Below are 12,583 nucleotides of genomic sequence, written 5' to 3' on the forward strand. Positions count from 1 at the left end.
GCCTGCAAGAGGTAAAATTGTGCGGTTTATGAGTCAATAAAATCTATCGATAAAGTAAGTTTATTGATATATTAGCGCAAAATCATGTAAAAAATTCAAGTTTGCCGTGTATCGGCGGACATTGATCTATTAGAAGTGGTTTGTTGACGATATTCACGTTTTCTGTGCGCCTGTCCGCAATCGGGGCACGACCGCGGCCGACGGCGGACCTCCATGACCGAGCATCGCGCGGCGGATCCGGTCCGCGATGCTGTACCCGATCGGGTCAGGGCGCGATCCAGCCTCCGGACCAGCCGGCCTCCGCGCGCCGCCATGCGGCCCGGCGGTGGCCGCGGCGATCGAGATAGAGGAGGTCGAGCCGCTCGGCCCGAACCATCACGGCGGCGAAGTGCGGGCGGCCCAGGGTGGCGGCCGAGGTCTCGTCCGGCAGCATGTAGGCGCCCCCAGCGGGAAGCGCCGTACCGGGGGCGGGCTCGGCCGCGTAGCAGACCCGGCTCATCGGACGAGAGCCGGTCCAGGCGGCCTCGGCCACGGCATCGTCGGTATGAAGCGTGGCGCGTCCCTCGACGCGGATCTGGACCTTTGCGGCTTCGTCGTAGGCGGCAAGGGCGCAGGCCGGGTTCGCGTGGAGATCCGCCGCTTTGCCCGAGCGGCGGTCGCAGTGGAAGCGGAGTGTGCCGGCGGCGCGGTCGGCGGCGCGCAGCACCACGGTGCGCAGCCGGGGTCCGTCCGGGCCGACCGTCGCCAGCGCCGGCAGATGGAACCCGCTTCGGCCGTGTCCGGCGCCGTCCGCCAGGAGACGCCACAGCTCGGCGAACGTGCCGTCGAGGTCGTCGTAGAAGGCCGGCAGCGGCGCGCGGCTCATGGGGTGCCGCTCCGCCGACGCCGGTGCTCGCGGAAGATCAGCGCGAGGTTGCGCAGGTAGATGCCGGTGGAGAGGCCCTGGCCGATGATGATCACCGGCTCGCGGCGCACGAACCCGTAGACCAGGGTCATCAGCCCGCCCAGGATCGACAGGAACCAGAACGAGAGCGGCATCACGCTCCGGCCCGCCCGCTCGCTGGCGATCCATTGCAGGATGAAGCGCGAGCCGAACACCACCTGGGCGACGATGCCGAACACCAACCAGAAGTCGAGCCGGGTGACGAACACGTCGTAGAAATAGGCCGGCAGGTCGTGGGCGAGCTGGATCAGCATCCGACATCCTGGTCTGCCGGCGCCGCGGTTCGCGCCGCGATTTCCGCGGGCTGTGGGTCGGCGCGCTTGCGCCGGATCAGCCACCAGACGCCGGCCAGGTCGAGGAGGCCGACCCAGAGGCGGTCGAACAGGCCGTAATTCGAGACGCCCGTGAGCCGCGGCCGGTCGATCACGTCGCGATGGACCACCGCGAAGCCTTCACGGACCACGAGGGCCGGCATGAACCGGTGCAGGGCGTCGAAATAGGGCAGCCGGAGGTAGACCGCGCGGCGGAATACCTTGAGGCCGCAGCCGGTGTCGCGGGTGGCGTCCTTGAGGATGCGCCCCCGCACGCCGTTCGCGATCCGCGACTGGAGCATCTTGAAGCGCCCGTCCTTGCGCCCGCGCCGCTGCCCCTGGGCGAGGCCGGCCCGCTCGCCGGCCGCCTCCAGGGCGGTCAGCAGGGCCGGTATGAAGGCCGGATCGTTCTGACCGTCGCCGTCCAGCGTCGCGATGACCGGCCCGCGGGCCGCCAGAACGCCGCTGCGCACCGCCGCCGACTGGCCGCCGCTCCGGGCGTGTCGCAGCACCCGCAGCCAGGGGCGGCCGGACCGGGCCGCCGCCAGGGCGGCTTGCGTTCCATCCGTGGAGCCGTCGTCGACGTAGATCAACTCGAAGTCGAGCCCCGCGCAGGCGGACGCGATCTCGGCCACCAGGGGCGCGATGTTGCCGGCCTCGTTCTTCACCGGCACGACGACGCTGAGATGCGGGGTGCCGGTCACGGGATCACCGCATAGGCCGTGACGAAGACGCGCCGGCCGGTATTGAGGTTGAAGCCCTCGACCTCAGCCAGGGGCGCGGGCGCTGGGCGCCCCACCGGCCAGGCCGCGTTGAAGGCGTCGCGGTCGCGGGCTTCGACGAAGAGCAGCCGGCAGCCGCCGCCCGCCAGGAAGTCCCGGGCGGCGGGGCCGTCCGCCGGCAGCGCGAGGCCGGTGCCGATCAGGAAGACGAGGCTCGGCTCGCGGTAGCCCAGGCTCGCGACCTGCGGGTCCGGACAGGCCATGCGGTCACGCAGGGCGGCGAGCCGCGGCGAGACCTTGAGGGCCGGCAGCGACAGCTGCGCCACGCCGAGCACCGCCGGCCCGAGCAGGGCGGAGGCGAGCACGCCGAGCACCAGCGAACGCTCGGCTCTCCCCTGAGCGAACGCCATCCAGGCGAGCGCCGAGACCCCGCAGGCGGCCGCGAGCAGGGGCAGCGCGGCCCAGGGAATTGTGTGGTTGTCGAGGCGCCAGCCGGCGAGGCAGAGGCCGAGGGTGAGTGCCACCGGGATCGCCGGCACCAGCAGAGCCGTCAGGCGCGCCCCTCGCCGCCGCGGATCCAGCGCCCCGCGCGACAGCGCCAGGGCGGTGAGGATCGCGAGCCACGGCATCAGTGGCAACACGTAGTGCGGCAGCTTGGTGGGCACCGCCTCGAAGATCAACCAAGCCGGCAGCACCGCAGCGATCAGGAAGGCCATGGCGGCGCTGCGCCGCTCCCGCCACGCGAGCGGCAGGCTCATCGCGGCGAACGCCGCCCCCGGCCAGAAGATGGCGAAGAAGGCGAGCGCGTAGGCCCCGGGCGGCCCCCAGTGCCGCTCGGCCGCGCCGCCGACCTTCCCCAGCATGTCGTGTCCGACCGCCTCCGCGTAGAAGGCGCCCCCGCTCTTCCAGGCGATCGCCGCGAACCACGGCGCCACGAGCAGGAGCGTCAGGGCGAGGCCGGCCCAGGGCTTCAGGGCGAGCAGCCAGCGGCCGGACCGCGCCACCACGGACAGGATCAGCGCCGGCAGCACGACGAACAGCGGTACCATCGGCCCCTTGACCAGGATTCCCAGCGCAATCCCGAGCCAGAAGGCGAGGAAGGCGGATCGGCCGGGGGCGGAGGGTACCCCCAGCACCCCGCCAAGCGGGGAGAGGGGATGCGCCGGCAGCCCTTCGCGCGCATGGGAATTCGGCCGCCACAGCCACGCGCGGGCGAGCGCCCCCAGGCTCGCGGTGGCGCAGGCGGCGAGCAGCGCGTCGGTCTTGGCGAGATGCGCCTCGGCCGAGAGCATCAGGCAGGCGCCGTAGAGTGCGGCGGCGAGCAGCGCGAATCGTTGGGGCAGGAACGCCAGCGCGGCCCAATAGGCGAGCAGTACCGAGGCGGTGGCCCCGACCAGCGAGGGGATGCGGTAGAGGCCGATCCGCGTGCGCGCGCCCGGCACGCCGAGCGCCTCGCCGGCTGCCACCGCGGCGGCCTGCGCCCAGTAGATGCCGACCGGCTTCTTGTGCCGCGCCTCACCCTGGAAGCGGATGTCCACGAGGTCGCCGCTCTCCAGCATCTGCTTCGAGGACTGGGCGAAGCGCGGCTCGTCCCGGTCCATCGGCTGCAGCGAGACCTGGCCCGGCAGGAACAGGAGCAGGCAGAGCGCCAGCAGGGCCGCCGCGACGCGCGCGTGGCTGAGGCTCAGCACGTCGAGCCCGCGGCCGATCCGGTCGATGGTGGCGAGGCGCGGGACGCCGCCGGCGGAGAGGCTCGTGCTCATGCCCGGCCGGTCAATCAGGATCGGGCCGGAAGGTCAAATACGTGGCTCGATCGACGACAAACGGTCGGCGTCGGCTCCGCACCCGTCTTCGCTAGTGTTCGGCCGTGCGCCCTCAGCACGCCGCCCGCAGGCGCGCAAACCCGGCGTCCAGATCGGCCTTGAGATCGGCGGCATCTTCCAGACCGATGTGGAAGCGCAGGGCCGGGCCGCCCGGCGACCATTTCGTGGCGGTCCTGTACCCGGCGCAGTCGAACGGGATCACGAGGCTCTCGAAGCCGCCCCAGGAAAAGCCCATCCCGAACAGCTCGAGCCCGTCCAGCATGGCGGCGACAGCGGCCTCGGGCACGGGCTTGAGGATCACCCCGAACAACCCGGAGGCGCCGGCGAAGTCGCGCTTCCAGATCGCGTGGCCCGGATCCTCCGGCAGGCCGGGATGGAGCACCCGCAGCACCTCCGGCCGCGCCTGGAGCCAGCGGGCCATCTCGAGTCCGGCCCGGCCGTGCTCGCGCAGGCGCAGGTTCATGGTGCGCATCCCCCGCAGGGCCAGAAAGATGTCCTCCGCACCCGCGCACATGGCGAAATGGTCGAAGGTGCGCCGCAAAGCCGGGAAGTGCTCGGCATTGGCGGAGGTCAGGCCGATCAGCAGGTCCGAACCGCCGCTCAGGTACTTGGTCCCGGCCTCGACGGCGATGTCGACCCCGCGCTCGTGGGGCGGGAACAGCAACGGCGTCGCCCAGGTGTTGTCCATGATCACGGTGCCGCCGCGCGCGTGGACGACCTCCGCGATGGCCGGAACGTCCTGCATTTCAAAACTTTGCGAGCCTGGCGCCTCGACCAGCACCGCGCGGGTGTTCGGTCGCATCAGCGCGGCGATGCCGGCCCCGACGATCGGATCGTAATACGTGACCTCGACGCCGAAGCGGGCCAGCACGCCGTCGCAGAACTGGCGGGTGGGGCGGTAGGCGGAATCGGTGACGAGGAGGTGGTCGCCCGCCGAGACCGCGGACATCAGGGCGACGGTGAGCGCTGCCAGGCCCGAGGGCGTCACCACCGTGCCGGCGGCACCGGCGAGCTCCGTCCAGGCCTCTGTCAGCGCGTCCATCGTGGGTGTCGCCGAGGTCCCGTAATTGTAGCGCCCGCGCCGATGCTTGATCGCGTCGTAGGTCGGGTAGAGCACGGTCGAGCCGCGATAGATCGGCGTGTTGACGAAGCCGTGCTGTGCGCCCGGATCGCGGCCCGCATGGACCAGGCGCGTCGCGGGCGCGAAAGTCTTCTTGGATTCGGGCGGCAGGGACATCGGGGCTCGGAGATCGCGTTGCGCTGCGGCGCACGAAAGCTCCCCCCGCCCGGCGAAATCAAGCCGGATGTTCCGCGCCGGGGATCCGCGACGGATCATTGCCCGGGATCAGGACTTCCCCGGTGGAATGGAGGCGGCGGCCGCGGCGTAGGCCTGCTTCCAGGCGGCGCGGTCCTCGCAGCCCTCGGAACAGGGACATTCGCTCGCGGGCTCACCATACAGGCGCGCGTTTCGGCCCTGGATGGACCGGCTGTCGCGCGCGGTGGCCTCGGCGATGGTCAATATCGCCCCCCGAAAACTTGGGGTGGGGCTTCGTTAACGGGGCGTGCCGTAATCTGTTGCCGTCTCAAGTCGCGTTCCGGGTCGTCGCGTGCGTATCCTGTGTTCTATCCTCGGCGGCGTCATCGTGCTGGTTTCGACGGCGATCGTCGTCTTCGTCAGCGCCGACCGTCTCGCGCATCTGGCGCCGGCACCTGTGGTGCGCGCCGCGCAGGTCGAGCCCTCCGCCACCGGGTCGCTTCCGGCACCGGTCAAGGCCGCGCCGGCGCCGAAGCCGGCTGCGCCGAGCATCCCGAACGGCTTCGACACGGAGCGGCTCCACGCGCTGATGCGCGGCGACCCGATCCTGTCCGGCCGCTGAGCCCCGCAAGCGAGCGAGGCTTTCCGAGGGACCGGCCGCCCGGCTCTACCGGGCGGTGCGGAACACCTGGAGATCCAGGTCGCGGACCTTCTTGCGCAGCGTGTTGCGGTTGACCCCGAGGAGTTCCGCCGCGCGGATCTGGTTGCCCCGGGTGGCGGCCAGAGCCGCGCCGATGAGCGGGCCTTCGATCTCCCGCAGGATCCGGTGGTAGAGCCCGGGCGGCGGCAGCGTGTCCCGGTAGCCGGAGAAATAATCCGAGAGGTGGCGCTCCACCGCGCTGGAGAGCGTCTCGGATTCCCCCCCGCCCTTGCGGGCGGCGCCGTTGCCCGCGCTGGAGGCCGGGGCGGCCAGCGGCAAGGTGTCGAGTTCGGCCTCGATCACCGGGCCGGTGATCGTCTCCTGCGGGTAGAGCGCCGCGAGCCGCCGGACCAGGTTCTCCAGCTCGCGCACGTTGCCGGGCCAGCGGTAGCGCTTCATCCGCTCCATGGCGTCGCCGTCGAGCATCTTTCGCGTGAGACCCTCGCGCTCGACCTGCACGAAGAAGTGGCGGACGAGGTCCGGCACGTCCTCGGACCGTTCCCGGAGCGCCGGCAGCCGCAGGGGCACCACGTTCAGCCGGAAGAACAGGTCTTCGCGAAAGATTCCCTGCTGGATCGAGATGCGCAGGTCCTTGTTGGTCGCCGCGATGATGCGGACGTTGGTCTTGATCGGGACCCGGCCGCCCACCGTGGTGTACTCGCCCTGCTGGAGGACGCGCAGCAGCCGGGTCTGGGCCTCCATCGGCATGTCGCCGATCTCGTCGAGGAACAGCGTGCCGCCTTCAGCCTGCTCGAACCGGCCGGCCGAGCGCTGGAGCGCCCCCGTGAAGGCGCCCTTCTCGTGGCCGAACAGCTCGGACTCGATCAGGTCCCTCGGGATCGCCGCCATGTTCACCGGCACGAACGGGCCGGTGCGGCGGCGGCCGTAATCGTGCAGCGCCCGGGCGACCAGCTCCTTGCCGGTGCCGGACTCGCCGGTGATCATCACGGTCAGGTCGGTGGGCATCAGCCGGGCGAGCGCCCGGTAGATCTCCTGCATGGCGGGCGAGCGCCCGACCAGCGGTATGTCCTCGTTCTCGGGCGGGCCGCCGGGCGCGGGCGCGCCGCGCGGACGTGACAGCGCGCGGCCCACGATGGCGATGAGCTCCTTCAGGTCGAAGGGCTTGGGCAGGTACTCGTAGGCGCCCCGCTCCGAGGCGCGGATCGCCGTCATGAATGTGTTCTGCGCGCTCATGACGATGATCGGCAGCTCCGGCCGCACCCGCTTGATGCGCGGCAGGAGGTCGAACACGTTCTCGTCGGGCATCACCACGTCGGTGATGACGAGGTCGCCCTCCCCTTGGGCGACCCAGCGCCAGAGGGTGGCGCAATTGCCCGTCGAGCGGACCTCGTAACCCGCCCGGGACAGTGCCTGGTTCAGCACGGTGCGGATGGCGGCGTCGTCGTCGGCGACTATGATGTGGCCGTTCGGCATGACTCTCTACTCAGACCTCCGACGGGGGGCCGACTCGCGGATCGACATCACGGGTCGACCGCCGATTCGCGCCCGTCGCGGGCACTCGACATCGGCAGAAGGATGCGGAACGCCGTGCGGCGGGGGGCGGGATCGCACTCGACGATGCCTCCGTGGTCGCCGACGATCTTGGCCACCAATGCAAGTCCGAGGCCGGATCCCTGCGCCTTGGTGGTCACGAACGGATCGAACAGGTCGGGCAGCAGGTCGGCCGAGATGCCCGGCCCGTTGTCGCGCACCGCCACCTCGATCGGCAGGCTGACCCGCTCGCGCGAGCCCGGCACCTGGAGGCGCAGGCCGGTGCGGAAGGCTGTGGACAGCGTGATCTCGCCCTCGACGGCATCCGGGCCGATCGCCTCGGCGGCGTTCTTCACGAGGTTCAGGATCACCTGGATCAGCTGGTCGCGGTTGCCGAGGACCGGCGGCAGCGACGGGTCGTAGGTCTCGATGAAGCGGATGTGCCGGGCGAAGCCCGACTGCGCCGAGCGCTTCACCTGGTCGAGCACGCCGTGGACGTTGACGGCACCGCGATCGGACGGGCGCTCGTCACCGAACAGCTCCATGCGCTCGACGATGCGCACGATCCGGTCGGATTCGTCGCAGATCAGGCGGGTGAGCATCCGGTCCTCCTCGGCGCCGGTGCTCTCCAGGAGCTGCGCGGCGCCGCGGATGCCGGCGAGGGGGTTCTTGATCTCGTGGGCCAGCATCGCGCCGAGCGCCACCATGGAGCGCGCGGCGCCGCGATGGGTGAGCTGGCGGTTCATCTTGTCGGCGATGGTCCGTTCCTGGAGCATCATCACCACGGCGTCGCCGTCGTCGCCCAGCGGCGTTGCGAACACGTCGACGCTGCGCTCCAGCCCCAGGCGGGGCTGCGTCAGCTCCACCCGATACTCGCTCACGCTGGCGCGTCGGCGCCGCACCTCGGCCACCAGGGCGATGATCGGCGACGCGAACGGGATGATGTCCCGCAGGCGGCGGCGCTGCATCAGGCGGGCGGAATAGTCGAAGAACGCCTCCGCAGCGTGGTTGCAGTGGAGGATCTGTTCGTCGCCGCCGATGGTCAGGACCGGCAGCGGCAGCGCGTTGAGCACGGCCTCCGCGGCCGAGTCGCGCAGGCTGCCCGGATGCTCCGGAAACGCGTCTTCGCTCACGCGGCCTCCCGAACCGTGTCGGCCTGGCCCGTGAAGGCCCGGGTCAGCAGGGCCGAAGCCGTCTCCGGATCGGTGGTGGTGAGGAGCGCCGACCGCTCGGCCGCGTCCAGAGCCCCGCCGGTCTCGGCATAGGCGGCGAGGTGCTTGCGGGCGTGGCGCACGCCCATGTCCCGGCCGTAGAGCGACAGGAGGCCCGCATAATGCTCGGCGGCCATCCCGGCCTGCTCGGCCCGGGACGGCGCGGGGGCCGGGCGGCCGGCCAGCGCCGCCGCGACCTGCCCGACGAGCCAGGGCCGCCCGGTGGCAGCCCGCCCGATCATCACGCCCGCCGCCCCGGAGGCCGCCAGGCAGGCGCGGGCGCTGTCGAGATCGGTCACGTCGCCGTTGGCGATGACCGGGATCGACACCGCCTCGACCACGGTGCGGATCGCGGCCCAATCGGCGACCCCCTTGTAGAATTGCTGCCGGGTCCGCCCGTGCACGGTCACGGCGTTCAGCCCGAGTCGCTCGGCGCGGACCGCGAGATCGGCGGCGTTGCGCGTCGCATCGTCCCAGCCGAGCCGCATCTTGACGGTCACGGGTACGGACACGGCCCCGCGCACGGCTGCGAGCAGACGCTCGGCGTGGTCGAGATCGCGCATCAGCGCCGAGCCCGAGGCGATCCCGGTCACGAGCTTGGCCGGGCAGCCCATGTTCACGTCGATCACATGGGCGCCGTTTGCCTCCGCCAGACGCGCGGCTTCGGCCATGGGGGCGGCCTCGCAGCCGGCGAGCTGCACCACGTGCAGGTCGACGCCGGACCCCTCCGCCCGCAGGATCGCCTCGCCGGAGCCGCGGGCGAGTTCGCGCGCCGCCACCATCTCGGAGACCACCGCGTCGGCGCCGCAGCGGCGGGCGATCCGCCGCATATGCAGGTCGGTCACGCCGGATAGGGGCGCGAGCAGGCAGAGCGGAGCGGGAGCCGTTGCTCTGCCGGCCGGACGTTCTCGGCGCAGCGCGCCCAAATAATGATCAGTCACCATTCTGCACAACAATGAGGCAAGGCCGGCCCGCTGGCAAGCGGGGCCGCGCGTTGATTTCAGCCCCTCCCCCGCTTAAACGACGGGCACCGTCTGCGGCAGAGGTGTCGACGGGACGGCTGGCCCGCGCGCCGACCGCCGCTCCACAGGAATCCACGAGTTTTTCGCCCATGTCCGCCATCGGCACGCCAGCCATCGGACCCGCGAGCGCGGGGGCCGGCGTCGCCGCGGTGGTGGTGGCGGCCGGACGCGGCATACGCATTGGCGGCGGCACGCCCAAACAGTACCGCCGGGTCGGCGGACAGGCGGTGCTGACCCGTACGCTGGCGGCACTGGCCGCGCAGGACATGATCGCGCGGATCCAGCCGGTGATCGCCGCAGACGCGGCCGAGTTCTTCCGTGCCTGCCTGGAGGAACTCGCCCCGGAGATGCGCGATAAGATCGCCGCGCCGGTCGAGGGCGGGGCGACGCGCCAGCTCTCCGTGCGGGCTGGGCTTGAGGCTCTGGCGTCCGCCGAGGCGCCGGAGATCGTACTGGTGCACGACGCCGCCCGTCCTTTCGTCGACGCGGCGCTGATCGCCCGGGCGATCGAAGCGGGTCGCGACCACGGCGCGGCCGTCCCCGGCGTGCCGGTGACCGACACGGTCAAGCGCGTCGCCGAGATCGCGCCCGGTATCGGCCGGGTGCACGAGACGCCGCCCCGAGAGCACCTGCGCGCGGTGCAGACCCCCCAGGCCTTCGCTTTCGCCCCCCTGCTCGGCGCCCACCGCGATGCGGCCGCACAGGGGCTCGACGGCTTCACCGACGACGGCGCCCTGGCCGAGTGGGCGGGCTTGCCGGTGGTCGTCTTCGCGGGCGATATCGCCAACCGCAAGATAACCCAGCCCGCCGACCTGATCGAGGCCGACAGGGCCTTCGCGCCCGAGACCACCGAAACGCCAGCGCCCGGAGCCCGCGCCATGACCGCCTACGTCACCCGCCTCGGCACCGGCTTCGACGTGCACGCTTTTACGACCGGCGACCATATCTGGCTCGGGGGCGTGAAGATCCCGGCCGATCGCGGCGTCCTCGCCCATTCCGACGGTGACGTGGCGCTGCACGCGCTCACCGACGCGCTGCTCGGCGCCATCGCCGACGGCGACATCGGCACCCATTTCCCGCCCTCCGACGAGCGCTGGCGCGGGGCGTCCTCGGACCAGTTCCTGGCCCATGCCTGCAGCCTGGTCCGGGCGCGCGGCGGCCGCATCGACCACCTCGACATCACCGTGCTGGCCGAGGCGCCGCGCATCGGCCAGCACCGGGAGGCGATCCGGGCGCGCATCGCCGAGATCGCGGGGGTGCCCCTCACCGCCATCTCGATCAAGGCGACGACCACGGAGAAGCTCGGCTTCGTCGGCCGGGCCGAGGGACTGGCCGCCCAGGCGGCGGCCACGATCCGCCTGCCCGAGGAGGACGGCCCCGCCCTCGACGCGCAGGCCGAGACCGCGATGCGCCAGGGCTGAAGCGGGCCCGGCGCGGCCTGCTCATCGCCGCGCCCGATACCGGCTCACACGGATTCCGCCTTCACCCTGGACGCGCGGAAGGGTGGTGTCCTGACGTCGCTGGGCGGTCTTCAAGGCTTCGCGACGGCTTTGCGCGCGCGGGCCGGCATCCCCGTCGGCGGATGGCCCGTCAGGCCCCGAGATACCGCGCCTCCAGATGCGCCCGGAACGCGTCCATGCCGAGCGCTGCGCCGGTGGCGCGGGTGAGCAGGTCGTCGGTTCCGAGCAGGCTTCCGACCTCGTGGACGTTGGCGCGCAGCCAATCGCGCAGCGGCGCGAAGTCGCCCTGCGCAAGGCAACCCGGGAGTGCCGGTTCGGCCGCCCGCGCCGCCCGGAACAGCTGCGCTGCCGCCAGGGCGCCCAGCGTGTAGGTCGGGAAGTAGCCGAAGGCCCCGCTCGGCCAGTGGATGTCCTGGAGGCAGCCGAGCCGGTCGTTCGGCACGACGAGGCCGAGCAACTCCTGCATACCGTCGTTGAAGGCGCCCGGAAGGTCGGCCACCGCGAGGTCGCCTGCGATCATCGCGGTCTCCAGGCGGTAGCGGAGCAGGATGTGCGCCGGGTAGGTCGCCTCGTCCGCGTCCACCCGGATGAAGCCCGGCCGGACCCGGGTGTTGAGGGCGTGCAGGTTCTCCGGAGACCATTCCGGCCCGGAGCGCCCGAACGCCTCCCGCAGCAGCGGCGCCAGGTAGGCGAAGAATTCGTGGCTTCGGCAGGCCTGCATCTCGACGATGAGCGACTGGCTCTCGTGGAGGCTCATGCCCCGTGCGGCGCCCACCGGCTGGTGGCGCCACGGTGCGGGCCGGCCCTGCTCGTAGAGGGCGTGGCCGCTCTCGTGCAGCACCCCCATCAGGGCGCGTCCGAAATCCGCCTCGTCGTACCGGGTGGTGATGCGCACGTCGTCGGTGGCCCCTCCGCAGAACGGGTGCAGGCTGATATCGAGCCGGCCGCGGCTGAAATCGAACCCGAGGGCCGCCATCAGCCTCAGGCCGAGGTCGCGCTGCACAGCCACGTCGAACGGACCGGCGAGCGGCAGCGGTTCCGGACGGGCGCCCTGGAATTCACGGGCGCGGGCGATCAGATCCGGAAGCCAGCCCGTCAGATCCGAGAACAGCGGGTCGATCACCGCCCGGCGCATGCCGGGATCGTAGCTGTCGAGGAGCGCATCGTACGGGTCGAGACCGAGCGCCGCGCCCTTGGCCTGCCCGATCTCGCGCTGGAGTCTCAGCACCTCGGCGAGATGCGGCGCCAGCCGGGCGAAGTCCGAGTCCCGCCGCGCCTCGCGCCAGACCATCTCCGACCGGGACACGGCCCGCGAGCTGGCCTCGACCAGGTCGCGCGGCACCGCCCCGGCATGGGCCTGTACCCGGCGCATCTCCCGCAGGTTGGCGGCCGGCCACGGGTCGAGCCCGCCGGCCGCCTCGGCGGCGTCGAGCTCGCCGGCGGTCTCGGGCGCCGTCAGGATCTCGTGCGCCATCCCGCGCAGGATCGCGAGCTGGTCGCCCCGTGCCTCCGCGGCCCCGTCGGGCATCAGCGTCTGCGCGTCCCAGCCAAGGATCCCGGCCGCTCCCTCAAGGGCCGCGAGGCGGGCGAAGCGCTGTTCGAGTGTCCGATACGCGGTCATGTGATCATCCGTCCCGACATGTTT

The 12,583-nt window shown here is 71.7% G+C and carries 11 protein-coding genes; 2 read left to right on the forward strand and 9 right to left on the reverse strand.

Annotated elements, in window-relative coordinates; translation table 11 throughout:
* Positions 1 to 265: 265 nt before the first annotated feature.
* From Q8W67_RS08055 to metC, 5 genes are all read right to left on the reverse strand, one after another.
* The gene (locus Q8W67_RS08055) at positions 266 to 865 is read right to left on the reverse strand and encodes a pyridoxamine 5'-phosphate oxidase family protein (protein WP_305543390.1); all 600 of its coding nucleotides are present in this window, start codon (positions 863 to 865) and stop codon (positions 266 to 268) included.
* Entirely contained in the window at positions 862 to 1,197 is a 336-nt protein-coding gene (locus Q8W67_RS08060; RefSeq protein ID WP_305543394.1) for a lipid-A-disaccharide synthase N-terminal domain-containing protein, read from the reverse strand. Before Q8W67_RS08060 ends, Q8W67_RS08055 begins: the two co-directional genes overlap by 4 nt.
* Positions 1,191 to 1,958, reverse strand: coding sequence for a glycosyltransferase family 2 protein (locus Q8W67_RS08065; protein WP_305543397.1), 768 nt, complete (start codon positions 1,956 to 1,958; stop codon positions 1,191 to 1,193). Before Q8W67_RS08065 ends, Q8W67_RS08060 begins: the two co-directional genes overlap by 7 nt.
* Positions 1,955 to 3,739 (reverse strand): glycosyltransferase family 39 protein, encoded by a 1,785-nt coding sequence (locus Q8W67_RS08070; protein WP_305543400.1) that lies wholly within the window; start codon positions 3,737 to 3,739, stop codon positions 1,955 to 1,957. The genes Q8W67_RS08065 and Q8W67_RS08070 overlap by 4 nt, the downstream gene beginning before the upstream one ends.
* 112 nt (positions 3,740 to 3,851) lie before the next feature.
* Complete coding sequence (gene metC, locus Q8W67_RS08075) at positions 3,852 to 5,036, reverse strand: cystathionine beta-lyase (RefSeq protein ID WP_305543403.1); 1,185 nt, start codon at positions 5,034 to 5,036, stop codon at positions 3,852 to 3,854.
* 370 nt (positions 5,037 to 5,406) lie between these two features.
* Between metC and Q8W67_RS08080 the strand changes: the two genes are divergently transcribed.
* Positions 5,407 to 5,676: a hypothetical protein gene (locus tag Q8W67_RS08080; protein WP_305543406.1), complete on the forward strand. Its 270-nt coding sequence runs from the start codon at positions 5,407 to 5,409 to the stop codon at positions 5,674 to 5,676.
* Between the two features lie 45 nt (positions 5,677 to 5,721).
* Here the strand turns inward: Q8W67_RS08080 and ntrC are convergent, their stop codons facing one another.
* The 3 genes from ntrC to dusB are packed head-to-tail and all read right to left on the reverse strand — an operon-like array spanning position 5,722 to position 9,400.
* Positions 5,722 to 7,188, reverse strand: coding sequence for a nitrogen regulation protein NR(I) (ntrC, locus tag Q8W67_RS08085; RefSeq protein ID WP_305543409.1), 1,467 nt, complete (start codon positions 7,186 to 7,188; stop codon positions 5,722 to 5,724).
* A 47-nt stretch (positions 7,189 to 7,235) separates the two neighbouring features.
* The gene (locus Q8W67_RS08090) at positions 7,236 to 8,378 is read right to left on the reverse strand and encodes a nitrogen regulation protein NR(II) (protein ID WP_305543412.1); all 1,143 of its coding nucleotides are present in this window, start codon (positions 8,376 to 8,378) and stop codon (positions 7,236 to 7,238) included.
* Positions 8,375 to 9,400, reverse strand: a complete 1,026-nt coding sequence (gene dusB, locus Q8W67_RS08095) for a tRNA dihydrouridine synthase DusB (protein ID WP_305543415.1) — start codon at positions 9,398 to 9,400, stop codon at positions 8,375 to 8,377. Before dusB ends, Q8W67_RS08090 begins: the two co-directional genes overlap by 4 nt.
* Positions 9,401 to 9,567: 167 nt before the next feature.
* On the opposite strand from dusB, the gene Q8W67_RS08100 reads away from it, so the two are divergent.
* Positions 9,568 to 10,899 carry a bifunctional 2-C-methyl-D-erythritol 4-phosphate cytidylyltransferase/2-C-methyl-D-erythritol 2,4-cyclodiphosphate synthase gene (locus Q8W67_RS08100; protein WP_305543418.1) on the forward strand — a complete coding sequence of 444 codons (1,332 nt, stop codon included), beginning with the start codon at positions 9,568 to 9,570 and terminating at the stop codon, positions 10,897 to 10,899.
* Positions 10,900 to 11,068: 169 nt separating this feature from the next.
* On the opposite strand, the gene Q8W67_RS08105 is transcribed toward Q8W67_RS08100, so the two are convergent.
* Positions 11,069 to 12,559 (reverse strand): carboxypeptidase M32, encoded by a 1,491-nt coding sequence (locus Q8W67_RS08105; RefSeq protein ID WP_305543421.1) that lies wholly within the window; start codon positions 12,557 to 12,559, stop codon positions 11,069 to 11,071.
* Between the last annotated feature and the right edge of the window lie 24 nt (positions 12,560 to 12,583).

This window comes from Methylobacterium sp. NEAU K, assembly GCF_030700285.1.
GTDB lineage: Bacteria > Pseudomonadota > Alphaproteobacteria > Rhizobiales > Beijerinckiaceae > Methylobacterium.